This is a genomic window from Pseudomonas quasicaspiana, from assembly GCF_021147825.1.
GTDB classification, from domain to species: domain Bacteria; phylum Pseudomonadota; class Gammaproteobacteria; order Pseudomonadales; family Pseudomonadaceae; genus Aquipseudomonas; species Aquipseudomonas quasicaspiana.
Genome location: NZ_JAGTPI010000003.1, coordinates 24028 through 38876, shown reverse-complemented (window position 1 = coordinate 38876; position 14849 = coordinate 24028). Strand labels below are relative to the sequence as shown.

Below are 14849 nucleotides of genomic sequence, written 5' to 3'. Positions count from 1 at the left end.
AGTATTAAGAAGCCGCGACTATGCCCACTCTCATTCTGATTTGCAAATTCAATCGAACTAAATGTGACTTACCAGATCGTCCATGACATGTACCGCTCGACAGGCCAAAAACACGTCCATTTGGGCGCTATGATCGGTAGGCGTCAAATTTACTAGCGCCGTAAAACCGCCGCAAACCCTTGTTCTTACTACGGGTTCATGGATATAGGGGAAGCTTGCAGTGGTGCCAATACTCAGCACTGCATCAAAGCCTTTTGCCATCTCTTCATAGAGTATTTGCATCGCTTGCTCGGGCAACATCTCTTGAAACAAAACGACGGATGGTCGCATTACGCCACCACAAAACGAACAGAGAGGTGGAAGAGGTCGTTCCAGGTGCGTACTTAAATCAGCATCCTCTGCACCGCATGACTGACAAAAAAGCGGTGCCATCTGCCCATGAATTTCAATCAGTCGCTCAGGCGGACTGCCCGCCGCGCGATGATAGCCATCCACATTTTGCGTCAGCACCCAGCATTCCGGCTTTTTGCGTTGCAGCTCGGCGATGGCGTAATGGGCGGCATTGGGCTGGCCTCCCAGGCATGCCCTTCCCAACTGCGCGATGTACTTCCAGCACAGCGCAGGATCGCGGCGCAGCATGGGGCCCGACAAAGCCATTTCGATTGGAATACCGTCGTCGGTTTCACCGTCATACAAGCCACCGACGCCGCGATAGGTCGGTAGCCCCGAATCCGCTGACAAACCTGCACCGGTAATAACCAGAATCCGCCGGGCATGACGCAGCGCCGAGGCGGTTTGCAGCAGCAACGCGGGGTCTACCACCCAAGCGTCTCTTTAAGGAAGGGAATGGTCAGCTTGCGCTGGGCCTGCAATGAGGCCTGATCGAGGGTTTCCAGCAGATCGAACAATGCGCTCATGCTGCGAGTGCCACGGGTCAGGATGAAATGCCCGACCTCGTCAGTCAGATGCAGCCCGCGTCGCGATGCCCGCAGTTGCAGAGCACGCAGTTTGTCTTCGTCAGACAGGCCACGCATCTGGAACACCAGCGCCATGGTCAGGCGTGATTTGAGGTCGGGAAGTTTGACCGGTAACTCGCGGGGGGACTGCGACGCTGCAATCAGCAGACGGCGACCACTGTCGCGCAATCGATTGAACAGGTGAAAGAGTGCTTCTTCCCATTCCGGCTTGCCGACGATGGCTTGCAGGTCGTCGAGGCAGACCAGTTCGTATTGCTCAAGGTTGTCGAACAGTTCGACGCCTTCATCGATCACTTCAGCCAGTGGCAGGTAAACCGCCGGCTCGCCCATCTGCTCGAAACGCAGGCACGCGGCCTGCAACAGGTGAGTCCGACCTACGCCATCCTTGCCCCATAGATAAATGAGGCTTTCGGTCCAGCCCGCCTCGGCTTCGCACAGCCGCTCGACGTAGCCGAGTGCCGCAGCATTGGCGCCGGGATAGTAATTGATGAAGGTGGCGTCATCACGCAGACGCACACCCAGGGGCAGCTGAATAGGTTTCATGCTGGCTGAACGATTCAAATGAACCGTTAGGGGCCTCTGTGTAAAGTGCGCAAAGTTTATACCCGTGACGCTGGGGGCACAATGCGCCAGACCATAAGCAAAATCAAAGGTTTGCGTGAATCCGGGGTATTTACGGGCCATCGCGATCCCTTGTGGGAGCAGGGCTTGCCCGCGATAAGGGCGCCACAGATATCAGGTCTATAGCGTCCAGCCTTATCGCGGGCAAGCCTCGCTCCCACATAGGATTGCATTTCAACCCCAAATCCCCTGGGGGGATGCTTCCTACAACTCCGGATCTTCCGCCCCGCCGTAAACATCCGACTCTTTATAGACGTCATGCGCATGACGAACCAGGACCATGATCACCGCTGCCACCGGTAGAGCCAGCAGGATCCCGGTGAAGCCGAACAACTCACCGCCCGCCAGAATCGCGAAGATCACCGCCACCGGATGCAGGCCGATCCGATCGCCGACCAGCAAGGGCGTGAGCACCATGCCTTCAAGCGCCTGACCGACCATGAACACCGCCGCGATACCCAGCATCGGGTACAGGTCGCCGCCAAACTGGAACAGCCCGGCCACCAGCGCTGCGCCGATACCGATCACGAAACCCATATAAGGCACGATGGCGGCCAGACCGGCAATCACCCCGATCAACAGACCCAATTCCAGGCCCACCAGCATCAAGCCCGCTGCATAGATAACGCCCAGGCCAACCATCACCAGCAACTGGCCGCGAATGAATGCGCCCAGTACTTCATGACATTCGCCCGCCAGCTTGACGACCTGCTCTTCACGGTGGCGCGGCAATAGGCCACGAATCTTGGCCATCATCACGTCCCAGTCCCGCAGCAGGTAGAAACACACCACAGGGATCAGCACCAGATTGGTGATCCAGCCGATCAGCGCGAGGCTGGAGGCTGTCGCCCTGGACAATACAGCGCTGACGATATCGCCGGTCTGGCCCATGTGTTCGGAAATCGCTGCCTTGACCTTATCGAACTTCCAGAAGCCGTCAGCCAGTCCGAACTTGGTCTGCACCCACGGCAAAGCGCTGTGCTGCAACCAGTCCAGTATTTGTGGCGCCAGCTCATACAGACGGAACAGCTGCTTGGCGAGCATCGGTATCAGCACCAGCAGCAAGCCCATCAGGATCAGCGTAAACAGACCAAACACGGCCACCACGCTTAACGTCCGCGACAGGCCCAGCTTTTCCAGCTTGTCGGTCAGCGGGTCGCCCATATAAGCCAACAGCAGCGCCACCAGAAACGGAGTCAGAATCCCGTGCAGCAAGAATACAAACAGGAACAGCAGAACAACCCCGCCAATCCAGAACCAGCGCCGTGTGTCAGTCATCAAAGCCCCTCAACTAAAATAAAAGCCCGCTGGAAAATCTACGTTGGCCTGCAAACCCAATTCCCGGTCGACCCCACAGATGCATCCATAACAAACCGCTGTCACGCGGCAAACCCAGGACCTGTAGGAGCTGCCGAAGGCTGCGATCGCGGTGCGTCAGGAGAAATGCTTCGCAGCCTTCGGCAGCTCCTACAGAAAAACATTCCAAATCACTTCGCGGGCGAGTCGAAACTCCGCCCGCTCGCTCATACAGATCCAGTCTCGCGCTCTTAACCGACAGCTTGCCGCAGCGATAAGTCACCAGCGGAAGTAAATCTGCGGTGCTGCTATTGGCACGATTGTCGGCGCGGGAGCCTGAACCGCTCCTGCAGCGTCAACTGGTGCCGGTGCAGCCTGCCCAGGTGCAGCGGCAGGTGCGGTTGGCGCCACAGTTGCTTCGGCTGCCGGAATCTCCTGCAACTTGGCCAGCGACAATTGCGAACGCAGTTGCTCGGCACTGCCGTTCACTTCGTAAATGATGCGGTCGCCTTCAACCAGCTTCAGACGCGCGCCAAACGGTTCGAGTAACTGCATCAGTTGCGCGTAGCGCTCCAGATTCATGCCTTGTACCTGCATCAGCAGGCCGCTGGAGGCGCCTGGCTTGGCCACAAAACGCGGCGCCAGTCGTTCGCTGACGGCCAACAACACAGCGTCGGCCAGGGCCTCGGAGCTGGCAGCAGTCGCGGTGCCCTGCTCGCGCTTGTCGCCCATCCACAAACGCCATTTGCCCTGCCACTGTCCGGCCTCTTCCTTGGCGTGCACGGCCAACAAGGCATCCGCGCCGTATCGCTCTGACGCCTGCTTCAACGCAGTGGGATCCGTGCCTTCTATATTTTTCGCGGTACCCACGCCCTGTTCTTCGAGGTCCGCCAGCGGCAGACGCAATGGCAACGCACGGTGCTGGGCCGCACGACGCAGGGGTTCAGCAGAAGCCTGACCATCGCCGACCAGATTGGAACCTTCGGTTGCATCATTCAGCCACCAACCGAGGATAGTCGGTCGATTGCTGCCCCACAGCGAATAACCGGCCTGACGCAACGCACGGTCGGTGCTGGCCGGATCGAAATCCACCAGCAGGGTTTCCGGAGGCCCCGCGTCATAACCATATTGACTGATGATCTGCTGCGGATCCTTGCGCAAATCGGCCAGCGATGAACTCTGCGGAGCACGAGCATCGCCGGTCAGGCGCAGGACCATGGTTTCCAGCGCAGCCTGAGTGGCACGCGTGCGCTCGTCAGGCGTCTGGCCACTGACGGGTTCACGGACTTGATAAAGATTGTTAACGGTTTCAGCGAAGCCCGGCAGACTGAATAGTGAGAGGCAGCCGGCAAAAAACAGATTCGAAAGACGCATGGACAGTTCCCGAACGGAAAAGCGGCCATAAAGAACCGCATCGAAATGACTGGCGTGAGTGAGACCGCAGCGAGCAGCTAAACATTCACAACAAAGATGAAGGCTACACCTTATAGGGGCGGCATCGAATCAACCAGTCCACAGACACACAGGTTTTTTTGCTTTCAATGCGCCAGCCCGTCGGCCTAAGGATGGCCGGTAAGGCCCAAGCCTGATAAAATCGCGCGCCTTCGCAGACTGGCGATGGTGGCGGCCCGAAAACTGGACACAGCTTTCAGCGGCCCCGCTGTTTCGGTCGATCCCCCGAATCCCCCCTAAAGGCCTGGATTATGAGCAAGCAACCCTCCCTGAGCTACAAAGACGCCGGTGTAGACATCGACGCCGGTGAAGCATTGGTCGAACGCATCAAGAGCGTTGCCAAGCGCACCAAGCGGCCGGAAGTCATGGGCGGCCTGGGTGGCTTCGGCGCCCTCTGCGAAATCCCGGCTGGCTACAAGCAGCCTGTGCTGGTTTCCGGCACCGACGGCGTCGGCACCAAACTGCGCCTGGCGCTGAACCTGAACAAGCACGACACCATCGGCATCGATCTGGTCGCCATGTGCGTCAACGACCTGGTGGTGTGCGGCGCAGAGCCGCTGTTCTTCCTGGATTACTACGCCACCGGCAAACTCAACGTCGACACTGCTGCTGACGTGGTCACCGGCATCGGCGCTGGCTGTGAACTGGCGGGTTGCTCGCTGGTAGGCGGCGAGACTGCTGAAATGCCAGGCATGTACGAAGGCGAAGACTACGACCTGGCAGGCTTCTGCGTTGGCGTCGTGGAGAAGGCCGAGATCATCGACGGCTCGAAAGTCGCTGCCGGTGATGCCCTGCTCGCCCTGCCGTCTTCCGGTCCGCACTCCAACGGCTACTCACTGATCCGCAAGATCATCGAAGTCGCCGGTGCCGATATCGAAACCATCCAGCTGGACGGCAAGCCGCTGACCGAACTGCTGATGGCACCGACCCGCATCTACGTCAAACCTTTGCTCAAGCTGATCAAGGAGACTGGCGCTGTCAAAGCCATGGCCCACATCACTGGCGGCGGTCTGCTGGACAACATCCCGCGCGTGCTGCCAGCTGGCGCTCAGGCGGTAGTCGACGTGGCGAGCTGGCAGCGTCCAGCCGTATTCGACTGGCTGCAGCAGCAAGGCAACGTCGCTGAAAACGAAATGCACCGCGTGCTGAACTGCGGCGTCGGCATGGTTATCTGCGTCGCTCAGGAGCACGTTGAAACCGCGCTGAACGTTCTGCGCGAAGCAGGCGAGCAGCCTTGGGTCATCGGCCAGATCGCCACCGCTGCCGAAGGCGCTGCGCAAGTCGAGCTGAAAAACCTCAAGGCGCACTGATGCCCGCAACCTGCGATGTAGTGGTGCTGCTGTCCGGCACCGGTGGCAACCTGCAAGCCATGATCGACAGCTTCAAGGGCGGTGATCACCCCGCCCGTATCCGCGCGGTGATTTCCAACCGCGCCGATGCCTTCGGTTTGCAGCGCGCCAGGGACGCAGGTATCGATACCAGCGTCCTCGATCACAAGGATTACGACGGTCGCGAGGCATTCGATGCCGCGTTGATCGAAGTGATCGACACCTACCAGCCGAATCTGGTTGTCCTCGCCGGATTCATGCGCATCCTGACCGCGGGCTTCGTCCGGCATTATCAGGGGCGCCTGCTGAACATCCACCCTTCCCTGCTTCCTCTCTATAAAGGCTTGCACACCCACCAACGGGTGCTGGAAGCTGGCGACGCCGAGCATGGCTGTACCGTGCACTTCGTCACCGAGGAACTCGACGGTGGACCACTGGTCGTACAATCAGTGATTTCGGTGGAGCCCAACGATACGCCGAGCACTCTTGCCCAGCGTGTTCACGTTCAGGAACACCACATCTATCCACTGGCTATTCGCTGGTTTGCCGAGGGCCGCTTGAGCCTTGCCGCAGAAGGCGCATTATTGGACGGGCAGTTGATCGCCGCCAATGGCCACTTGATTCGAACCTAGGAGATATTATGCGTCGCGCTTTGCTGTTCGCTTTCGCTCTGCTCGCATTGCCTGCCACCCAGGCCGCAGACCTGCAACCCTTCTCCGCCAGCTACACCGCCGACTGGAAACAGCTGCCCATGAGCGGCACGGCCGAACGCAGCCTGACCTCCGGCCCGAACGGCGTATGGACCCTGAATTTCAAGGCTTCCATGATGATCGCCAGTCTGAGCGAAGTCAGCACGCTGAAGGTCGACAAGGACACCATGCTGCCGCAGACCTACAACTTCGAGCGTGGTGGTCTGGGGAAGTCCAAGAAAGTTGATCTGGCGTTCGACTGGTCCACCAAGTTCATCACCGGCACGGATCGCGGCGACGCCGTCAAGCTGCCGCTGAACCGTGGTGTTCTGGACAAATCCACTTACCAACTGGCCCTGCAACACGATGTGGCCGCTGGCAAGAAGACCATGACCTATCAAGTCGTCGACGGTGACGAGATTGATACTTACGATTTCCGTGTGCTGGGCTCCGAGAAGGTCGCCACCAAGGCCGGTCAGATCGACGCCATCAAGGTCGAGCGCGTGCGCGACCCGACGCAAAGCAAGCGTATTACCGTGCTCTGGTTCGCCAAGGACTGGGACTACCTGCTGGTTCGCCTGCAACAGGTCGAAACCGACGGCAAGGAATACAACATCATGCTGCTGGACGGCACGGTGAATGGCAAAGCGGTCAAAGGCAGCTGATAGCAGCCCCATCGCAATCAAAAAGCCCCGCCATCGTGCGGGGCTTTTTTGTGCCTGGGAGACGGGCAGCTATTAATAGCCTGTGGGAGATTCTATGTTGGCCTGCAAGGTTGATCCCGGTGGGAGCGAATTCATTCGCGAATGCGTCTTGTCAGGCGACAGAAGTGTTGAAGCTGCCGACCCTTTCCCGAATGAATTCGGTCCCACAGGTCCTGCATAAGCGTGAGAGGCTCTCAACCTGTTGGAGCGAGGCTTGCCCGCGAAGAACGATAACGCGGTATTGCAATGAAACCGCGTCGCCTATATCGCGGGCAAGCCCGGCTCCACAGGGATTTGCGATCCACCCGAGATGGTTATCTCTGGGAGATTCTATGTTGGCCTGCAAGGGTTGATCCCGGTGGGAGCGAATTCATTCGCGAATGCGTCATGTCAGGCGACAGAAGTGTTGAATCTGCCGGCCCTTTCCCGAATGAATTCGGTCCCACAGGTCCTGCATAAGCGTGAGATGCTCTCAACCTGTTGGAACGAGGCTTGCCCGCGAAGAACGATAACGCGGTATTGCAATGAAACCGCGTCGCCTATATCGCAGGCAAGCCCGGCTCCCACAGGGATTAGCGATCCAACTGAAACGATTATCTGTGGGAGATTCTGTGTTGGCCTGCAAGGGTTGATCCCGGTGGTTCGAATTCATTCGCGAATGCGTCATGTCAGGCGACAGAAGTATTGAAGCTGCCGACCCTTTCCCGAATAAATTCGGTCCCAAAGGTCCTGCATAAGCTTGAGAGGCTACCAACCTGTTGGAGCGAGGCTTGCCCGCGAAGAACGATAACGCGGTGTGGCCGTGAAACCGCGTCGCCAGTATCGCGGGCAAGCCCGGCTCCCACAGGGATTTGCGATGCACCTGAGACGGTTGTCTGTTGGGAATTCATTCGCGAAGAGGCCAGTACAGTCGATGCATTTTGATCAGCCTTAGCACCGCCTTCGCGAATGAATTCGCTCCCACAGGTGCCATAAATCCGCAGCTGGAGCCACATGAAATAATCTTCATTTACCTGACAGACCCGCTGTAGCCCTTATAAATAAAGGCTCCCGGCAACCTGCCGTGCTCTGCAACCGGACATGAAAAAAACCAACTATTTACGTAGTCAGCTAACAAATTCTATAACTGAGGCCTGCGACAGATCGCCGCAGTCCAAGTCAGGAGTTTGAACGATGACCGTAATAGTAACTGAACGCGATGACGCCCATATCTCCCACGAAAGCATTGCCGACGGCATTCAAATCTGGGACGTCTACCAGCAGGATCAACTGGTCGGCATGTTTCACGTCGAGTCCGATGCGCAGCGCTACAAGATGGAACTCGAGGCGCAGGAAAACCAACGCAGTCAGTGATCGCTGACGTGCTGGATGACAAACAGAATCGCTTAAAAAACAAAACCCGCACTTGGCGGGTTTTGTTTTGACACGACGCAGGTATTACCACATCAGATCATCAGGGATCTTGTAAGCCGCGTACGGATCATCGCCGTCTGCCTTCTCTTCAGTCGGCTCGCTCAACATCACGATGCGACGCGGGTCGCGCTCCTGAATCTTCAGCGCCGCCTCACGGGGAATGACTTCATAGCCCCCACCATGACTGACGATCGCCAGCGAGCCGTTGCTCAGCTTGCTACGCATCAGGTTGTTGACCGACAGGCGCTTGACCTTCTTGTCGTCGACGAAGTTGTAGTAATCCTCGGTGGTCAGCTTGGGCAGACGCGAAGATTCGATCAATTGCTTGACCTGAGCGGCGCGGGCCTTCTGCTCGACCTTCTCCTGCTGCTGCCGATTGAGCTCCTGATCGCGCTTGACCTTCTCGGCCGCGGCTTCCTGGGCGGCACGCTTTTGCGAGTCGTCGATTTCAATCTGGCCTTTGTGGGCCAGACGCTGTTCTTTCTGCTTGTCTTTGCTGACCTGTTTGGCCTGCTTCTGGTTGACCAGGCCTGCCTTGAGTAACTGATCGCGAAGGGAAATGCTCATTGTCTACTCACTTATGCAGATGCAGCGAGCTCAGCCACAGCTGGGCGCGTTCTTTTCCTGACGTTTGGCTTCGCCCCACAGAGCGTCCATTTCTTCAAGGGTGCAATCTTCCATGGGACGCTGGGTGTCGCGCAATGCCTGTTCGATAAATCGGAAGCGGCGTTCGAATTTGCGGTTGGCAGCGCGCAGGGCATTTTCAGGATCGACCTTGAGATGCCGGGCCAGATTCACCGCTGCAAACAACAGATCGCCAACCTCTTCCTCAATGCCCGCAGCGTCGTTGTCAGCCATGGCTTCCAGCACTTCATCGAGCTCTTCGCGGACATTGTCGACCACGGGCAAGGCTGAAGGCCAGTCGAAACCTACCTGTGATGCCCGTTTTTGCAACTTGGCGGCACGAGACAACGCAGGCAACACGGCGGGCACATCGTCGAGCAGTGACAACTGCTCAGGCGCTTTTGCCTTGACGGCCCGTTCCTGAGCCTTGATCTCCTCCCAGCGCTGCTTGACCTCTTCGTCGCTCAAGCGCGGCGTTTCCAGTGGCGCATACAAATCGCCAGTGGGAAAAACATGAGGGTGACGACGGATCAGCTTGCGCGTAATGCCATCAATCACGCCGTCAAACTCGAACCGCCCTTCTTCCCTGGCCAGTTGGCTGTAGTACACCACCTGAAACAGCAAATCGCCCAGCTCGCCCTTGAGATCATCGAAGTCACCGCGCTCAATGGCGTCGGCCACTTCGTACGCTTCTTCAAGGGTGTGCGGCACGATGCTGGCGTAATTCTGCTGCACGTCCCACGGGCAACCGTATTTCGGGTCACGCAGACGGGCCATGAGGTGGAGCAGGTCTTGGAGCGAATACATGGGGTTCCCTTCGGTCACAGCTTTAAGCTACAAGCCCCAAGCTACAAGTTGTCCGCGTCCAGCTTGCGGCTTGTAGCTTAAAGCTTGCAGCTACGCCTCAAGGCGTTCTGTTTCGCCGCGTCTCGATAATGTTCGGCAATTGCGAGATCCGCCCCAGCAAGCGGCCCAAGGCATCAAGCCCCGGGATCTCGATGGTCAGCGACATCAACGCCGTGTTGTCCTCTTTGTTCGAGCGGGTGTTGACCGCCAGCACGTTGATCCGCTCGTTGAGCAGGATCTGCGATACGTCACGCAGCAGACCGGAACGGTCGTAGGCACGGATGATGATGTCCACCGGATAAGTGAGCACCGGCACCGGGCCCCAGCTGACCTGAATGATCCGCTCGGGCTCGCGACCGCCCAACTGCAGGACCGAGGCGCAATCCTGACGGTGAATGCTCACGCCACGGCCTTGCGTGATATAGCCGACGATGGCATCGCCCGGCAGCGGCTGGCAGCAGCCCGCCATCTGCGTCATCAGGTTGCCGACACCCTGAATCTGGATATCGCCACGCTTGCCGGGCTTGTAGCCGGTGGCTTTGCGTGGGATCAGTTCCAGTTGCTCGTTGCCGCGCTCTGGCTCGACCAGCTGTTGCGCCAGATTGACCAGTTGAGTCAGACGCAGATCGCCCGCACCCAATGCCGCGTACATATCGTCGGCGGCGCGCATGTTGGCTTTTTCCGCCAGCCGCTCGTGGTCCACCGCTGGCAGTGCCAGACGCGCCAGCTCCCGCTCAAGCAAGGTTCGACCGGCCGCAACGTTCTGGTCACGCGCCTGCAATTTGAACCAGTGAACGATTTTCGCCCGCGCCCGGGAGGTGGTGATGTAACCCAGGTTGGAGTTCAGCCAGTCACGGCTCGGCGTCCCCTGCTTACTGGTGATGATCTCGACCTGCTCACCGGTCTGCAGGCTGTAGTTGAGCGGTACGATCCGGCCATTGATCTTCGCGCCCCGGCAGTTATGGCCGATTTCGGTGTGAACCCGATAAGCGAAGTCCAGCGGTGTAGCCCCCTTGGGCAAGTCAATGGCGTGGCCGTCCGGTGTGAAGACGTAGACGCGATCCGGCTCGATGTCGACGCGCAGCTGTTCAGCCAGCCCACCGATATCGCCCAGTTCTTCGTGCCATTCCAGCACCTGACGCAGCCAGGAGATTTTCTCTTCGTAATGATTGGAGCCGGATTTGACGTCGGTGCCTTTGTAACGCCAGTGCGCACAAACCCCCAGTTCGGCTTCTTCGTGCATCGCATGGGTACGGATCTGGACTTCCAGCACCTTGCCTTCCGGCCCGATGACCGCGGTGTGCAGCGAGCGATAGCCGTTTTCCTTGGGGTTGGCGATGTAGTCGTCAAACTCCTTGGGAATGTGCCGCCACAAGGTGTGCACGATACCCAGCGCGGTGTAGCAGTCGCGCATTTCCGGAACCAGCACCCGCACGGCGCGAACGTCGTAGATCTGGCTGAAATCCAGACCCTTGCGCTGCATTTTGCGCCAGATGGAATAGATGTGTTTGGCCCGGCCACTGATATCGGCTTTGACGCCGGTGGCCAGCAGTTCGTTGTCCAGTTGCGACATCACATCGCTGATGAAACGTTCGCGATCAAGGCGACGTTCATGCAACAACTTGGCGATCTGCTTGTATTGCTCAGGTTCCAGGTAGCGGAAGGACAAGTCCTCCAGCTCCCATTTGATATGGCCGATACCCAAGCGGTGGGCCAAAGGCGCATAAATATCAAAGACTTCACGGGCCACGCGATTGCGCTTTTCTTCGTCGGCATTTTTCACCGCACGGATCGCGCACGTACGCTCGGCCAGCTTGATCAAGGCAACGCGAACGTCGTCGACCATGGCGACCAGCATCTTGCGCAGGTTTTCCACCTGCACCTGAGTGCCCAATACCAACGACTGGCGCGGACTGAGGCTGGCGCTGATTGCCGCCATGCGCAGCACGCCATCAATCAGTCGGGCGACCGTTGCGCCGAAACGCTGCTCGACATCCGGCAACGGAATCTTGCCTTCGCGCACGCCCCGGTACAGAACCGCTGCAACCAGCGAGTCCTGGTCCAGCTTGAGGTCGGCGAGGATCTCGGCGATTTCCAGTCCCGTATGAAAACTGGACGTGCCTTCGGCCCAGAGATTCTTCGCTGCATTGTCCTGCTGCTCGGCTTGCCGAACAAATTCACAGGCCTCTTTCAGCGCCTGTCGGTCCACTATGAGGTCGACGCTGACCACATGATCAAGCCACGCGTCGAGATTGATACTGCCGTCTGTGTTTATCGGCTGGTGTGCTCTCACCTGTACCATGTTGCTTACCTTCCCTACGGCGCGATGAATAGCGCCTACAGTCGCTGACCTTCTTGAGCGAACACTCCTCACCGGGCAAGCGAGGACTGGTGTCCGCGGGTCAGTCGGATTAAACGAGACTCCGTGTAAGCAGCCGACTCGATTCCCTGGGCCGCCGCTTACTTACTCGCTTCAAATAACGCCATCGCCTCGACATGTGCCGTCTGTGGAAACATATCGAGGATACCGGCACGTTTTAATCTGTAGCCCTGACTGAGCAATTCGACAGTGTCACGAGCCAAAGTTGCCGGATTACATGAAACATAAAGTAACCGGCGGGCGCCTAATGTCTTCAGCTTGCGCACCACCTCAAAAGCACCGTCACGCGGCGGGTCCAACAGCACCGCAGTAAAGCCTTGCGCTGCCCATTCAGCCTTGTCCAGCGGCTGCGAAAGATCCGCCTGAAAAAATGCCACGTTGTGTAGATCATTACTCATTGCATTGCGGGTGGCACGATCGACCATGGTCGCAACCCCTTCGACCGCTACCACCTCTTTGACCGTTTTCGCCAATGGCAGGGCAAAATTGCCCAGCCCGCAAAACAGATCCAGTACCCGCTCATCGGCCTGGGGTGCCAACCACTCCAGCGCCTGTTCGATCATCGCGGTGTTGACCGCCGCGTTGACCTGAATGAAATCTCCCGGCCGATACGCCAGCTCCAGATCCCAGGGCTCCAATCGATAGCCCAGGGATTGCGAAGCGTCTACAGGCTGCGGATCACCTTCCCCATGCAACCATAGTTGTGCGTCATGAGTATGGCAAAATGCTTTCAAATTATTGAGATCGGTTTCAGCCAGTGGCGCAGTGTGCCGAACCAGTACCGCGCTCGATGTCCCCCAAAACAATTCGACATGCCCCAGCACCTGAGGCTTGCTAAAGCTTTTCAGCATTCCCGGCAGCTGCATCATGATCGGTTGCAAAGCCTGTACCAGCACCGGGCATTCATCGATGGCGACGATGTCCTGGCTGGCGGCGGCACGAAAGCCCACGTCCAGATGTTTTGCCTTTACGTCCCAGCGTACCGCGACCCGGGCGCGCCTGCGGTAGGCAAACTCCGGACCGGTCAGCGGCGCTGCCCACTGCTCCGGCTCAACGCCCGCGACCCGTTGCAACTGCTCGGCGAGCATGCGCTGTTTCAGGGCGAGCTGTTCAGCGTGGGGCACATGCTGCACGCTGCAACCGCCGCAGCGACCAAAATGCACGCACGGCGCAGGACGACGCATCGCGCTGCCCTGGAACACACGTTCGGTGCGTGCTTCAACGATTTTGCCGTGGGCATTGAGTACCCGCGCCTCGACCTCTTCGCCTGCCAGGCTGCCCGCGACGAACCAGGTCTTGCCTTCGAAAAACGCGATGCCGCGCCCATCGTTCGCCAGGCGCTCGATGGTCAGCCGCTGTTTCTTGCCCGTCGGGATCTGGTTTGCCCGGGTACCGCCTGCTGGCTGGAAGCGCAGGCCTCTTTCATGTTTGGCCATCAGTTGGGCGCGTCATAGACGCCGGTCGACAAGTAACGGTCGCCACGGTCACAAATGATCGCGACCAGGACCGCATTTTCGACTTCACGGGACAGACGCAACATGCCCGCGACCGAACCGCCCGAGGACACACCGCAGAAGATGCCTTCTTCGCGGGCCAGACGGCGCATGGTCTCTTCGGCCTCGACCTGGCCCATATCAATGATGCGATCCACCCGATCAGCCTGATAAATGCGTGGCAGGTACTCTTCCGGCCAGCGACGAATACCCGGAATCGCTGCGCCTTCCATCGGTTGCAGTCCGACGATCTGCACATTCGGGTTCTGTTCTTTCAGGTAACGCGACACGCCCATGATGGTGCCGGTGGTCCCCATGGAGCTGACGAAATGGGTGACTGTGCCGCCCGTCTGCTGCCAGATTTCGGGGCCGGTGCTGGTGTAATGCGCCTGCGGGTTATCGCCGTTGGCAAACTGGTCAAGCACCTTGCCGCGACCTTCGCTCTGCATCCGCTCAGCCAGGTCACGGGCACCTTCCATGCCCTCTTCCTTGCTGACCAGAATCAGCTCGGCGCCATAGGCAGTCATCGCCGCCTTGCGTTCGGCGCTGGAGTTGTCCGGCATGATCAGGACCATCTTGTAACCCTTGATCGCGGCGGCCATGGCCAAGGCGATGCCAGTGTTACCAGAGGTCGCTTCGATCAGGGTGTCACCAGGATGAATCTGACCACGCAGTTCGGCACGGGTAATCATCGACAGCGCAGGACGATCCTTGACCGAACCGGCAGGGTTGTTCCCCTCCAGTTTCAGCAGGAGTGTATTGCTGGTATTACCCGCCATGCGCTGCAAGCGCACAAGCGGGGTGTTGCCGACGCAATCGGCAATGGTTGGGTACTGCAGGGTCATGGCGTATTCGCAATCCAGACTGCGGGGGCGCCTATCATAACGGCAAACGCCTAAAGCCCATATCACGCAAAGTACGGGTCTTATCGCCAAATGGAATAACGCATAGTCAGCGATGCGAAGCCACCCTTCACCCAGTAGGGGTAATATGCGGCGATTGTGTCCGGTTAAATAGCTACACTGC

The 14849-nt window shown here is 58.5% G+C and carries 13 protein-coding genes; 4 read left to right on the top strand and 9 right to left on the bottom strand.

Annotated elements, in window-relative coordinates; genetic code table 11:
* Positions 1–57: 57 nt before the first annotated feature.
* The 4 genes from KDX30_RS03485 to KDX30_RS03470 all read right to left on the bottom strand — a co-directional run bounded on the left by KDX30_RS03485 (position 58) and on the right by KDX30_RS03470 (position 4268).
* Positions 58–822 carry an NAD-dependent deacylase gene (locus KDX30_RS03485; protein ID WP_231674974.1) on the bottom strand — a complete coding sequence of 255 codons (765 nt, stop codon included), beginning with the start codon at positions 820–822 and terminating at the stop codon, positions 58–60.
* Positions 816–1520, bottom strand: a complete 705-nt coding sequence (gene hda / locus KDX30_RS03480) for a DnaA regulatory inactivator Hda (protein ID WP_027902380.1) — start codon at positions 1518–1520, stop codon at positions 816–818. The genes KDX30_RS03485 and hda overlap by 7 nt, the downstream gene beginning before the upstream one ends.
* 282 nt (positions 1521–1802) lie before the next feature.
* Positions 1803–2876 carry an AI-2E family transporter gene (locus KDX30_RS03475; RefSeq protein ID WP_027902379.1) on the bottom strand — a complete coding sequence of 358 codons (1074 nt, stop codon included), beginning with the start codon at positions 2874–2876 and terminating at the stop codon, positions 1803–1805.
* Positions 2877–3173: 297 nt separating this feature from the next.
* Positions 3174–4268 carry a DUF2066 domain-containing protein gene (locus KDX30_RS03470; protein ID WP_231674973.1) on the bottom strand — a complete coding sequence of 365 codons (1095 nt, stop codon included), beginning with the start codon at positions 4266–4268 and terminating at the stop codon, positions 3174–3176.
* A 329-nt stretch (positions 4269–4597) separates the two neighbouring features.
* Here KDX30_RS03470 and purM point away from each other — a divergent pair, with 329 nt between their 5' ends.
* From purM to KDX30_RS03450, 4 genes are all read left to right on the top strand, one after another.
* Positions 4598–5656: a phosphoribosylformylglycinamidine cyclo-ligase gene (gene purM / locus KDX30_RS03465; protein ID WP_122397835.1), complete on the top strand. Its 1059-nt coding sequence runs from the start codon at positions 4598–4600 to the stop codon at positions 5654–5656.
* Positions 5656–6306, top strand: coding sequence for a phosphoribosylglycinamide formyltransferase (purN, locus tag KDX30_RS03460; RefSeq protein WP_231674972.1), 651 nt, complete (start codon positions 5656–5658; stop codon positions 6304–6306). The genes purM and purN overlap by 1 nt, the downstream gene beginning before the upstream one ends.
* Positions 6307–6314: 8 nt before the next feature.
* Entirely contained in the window at positions 6315–7028 is a 714-nt protein-coding gene (locus KDX30_RS03455; RefSeq protein WP_027899227.1) for a DUF3108 domain-containing protein, read from the top strand.
* A gap of 1212 nt (positions 7029–8240) precedes the next feature.
* A complete protein-coding gene (locus KDX30_RS03450) occupies positions 8241–8420 on the top strand; it encodes a hypothetical protein (protein WP_027899228.1) in 180 nt (59 codons plus the stop codon).
* 84 nt (positions 8421–8504) lie between these two features.
* On the opposite strand, the gene KDX30_RS03445 is transcribed toward KDX30_RS03450, so the two are convergent.
* The 5 genes from KDX30_RS03445 to cysM all read right to left on the bottom strand — a co-directional run bounded on the left by KDX30_RS03445 (position 8505) and on the right by cysM (position 14668).
* Complete coding sequence (locus KDX30_RS03445; protein WP_027899229.1) at positions 8505–9047, bottom strand: DUF2058 domain-containing protein; 543 nt, start codon at positions 9045–9047, stop codon at positions 8505–8507.
* 30 nt (positions 9048–9077) lie between these two features.
* Positions 9078–9911 (bottom strand): nucleoside triphosphate pyrophosphohydrolase, encoded by an 834-nt coding sequence (gene mazG, locus KDX30_RS03440; RefSeq protein WP_231674971.1) that lies wholly within the window; start codon positions 9909–9911, stop codon positions 9078–9080.
* A 97-nt stretch (positions 9912–10008) separates the two neighbouring features.
* On the bottom strand, positions 10009–12252 hold the full coding sequence (gene relA / locus KDX30_RS03435; protein WP_027899231.1) for a GTP diphosphokinase: 2244 nt from the start codon (positions 12250–12252) through the stop codon (positions 10009–10011).
* A 158-nt stretch (positions 12253–12410) separates the two neighbouring features.
* Complete coding sequence (gene rlmD / locus KDX30_RS03430) at positions 12411–13766, bottom strand: 23S rRNA (uracil(1939)-C(5))-methyltransferase RlmD (RefSeq protein WP_231674970.1); 1356 nt, start codon at positions 13764–13766, stop codon at positions 12411–12413.
* The gene (cysM, locus tag KDX30_RS03425; protein WP_027899233.1) at positions 13766–14668 is read right to left on the bottom strand and encodes a cysteine synthase CysM; all 903 of its coding nucleotides are present in this window, start codon (positions 14666–14668) and stop codon (positions 13766–13768) included. Before cysM ends, rlmD begins: the two co-directional genes overlap by 1 nt.
* Between the last annotated feature and the right edge of the window lie 181 nt (positions 14669–14849).

Bases quoted from the DNA above. Each gene is read 5' to 3' on its own strand.
- KDX30_RS03470 (WP_231674973.1), bottom strand. From the start codon at position 4,268: ATGCGTCTTTCGAATCTGTTTTTTGCCGGCTGCCTCTCACTATTCAGT.
- purN (WP_231674972.1), top strand. From the start codon at position 5,656: ATGCCCGCAACCTGCGATGTAGTGGTGCTGCTGTCCGGCACCGGTGGC.
- mazG (WP_231674971.1), bottom strand. From the start codon at position 9,911: ATGTATTCGCTCCAAGACCTGCTCCACCTCATGGCCCGTCTGCGTGAC.
- relA (WP_027899231.1), bottom strand. From the start codon at position 12,252: ATGGTACAGGTGAGAGCACACCAGCCGATAAACACAGACGGCAGTATC.
- purM (WP_122397835.1), top strand. From the start codon at position 4,598: ATGAGCAAGCAACCCTCCCTGAGCTACAAAGACGCCGGTGTAGACATC.
- KDX30_RS03445 (WP_027899229.1), bottom strand. From the start codon at position 9,047: ATGAGCATTTCCCTTCGCGATCAGTTACTCAAGGCAGGCCTGGTCAAC.
- KDX30_RS03455 (WP_027899227.1), top strand. From the start codon at position 6,315: ATGCGTCGCGCTTTGCTGTTCGCTTTCGCTCTGCTCGCATTGCCTGCC.
- KDX30_RS03475 (WP_027902379.1), bottom strand. From the start codon at position 2,876: ATGACTGACACACGGCGCTGGTTCTGGATTGGCGGGGTTGTTCTGCTG.
- hda (WP_027902380.1), bottom strand. From the start codon at position 1,520: ATGAAACCTATTCAGCTGCCCCTGGGTGTGCGTCTGCGTGATGACGCC.
- rlmD (WP_231674970.1), bottom strand. From the start codon at position 13,766: ATGGCCAAACATGAAAGAGGCCTGCGCTTCCAGCCAGCAGGCGGTACC.
- KDX30_RS03450 (WP_027899228.1), top strand. From the start codon at position 8,241: ATGACCGTAATAGTAACTGAACGCGATGACGCCCATATCTCCCACGAA.
- cysM (WP_027899233.1), bottom strand. From the start codon at position 14,668: ATGACCCTGCAGTACCCAACCATTGCCGATTGCGTCGGCAACACCCCG.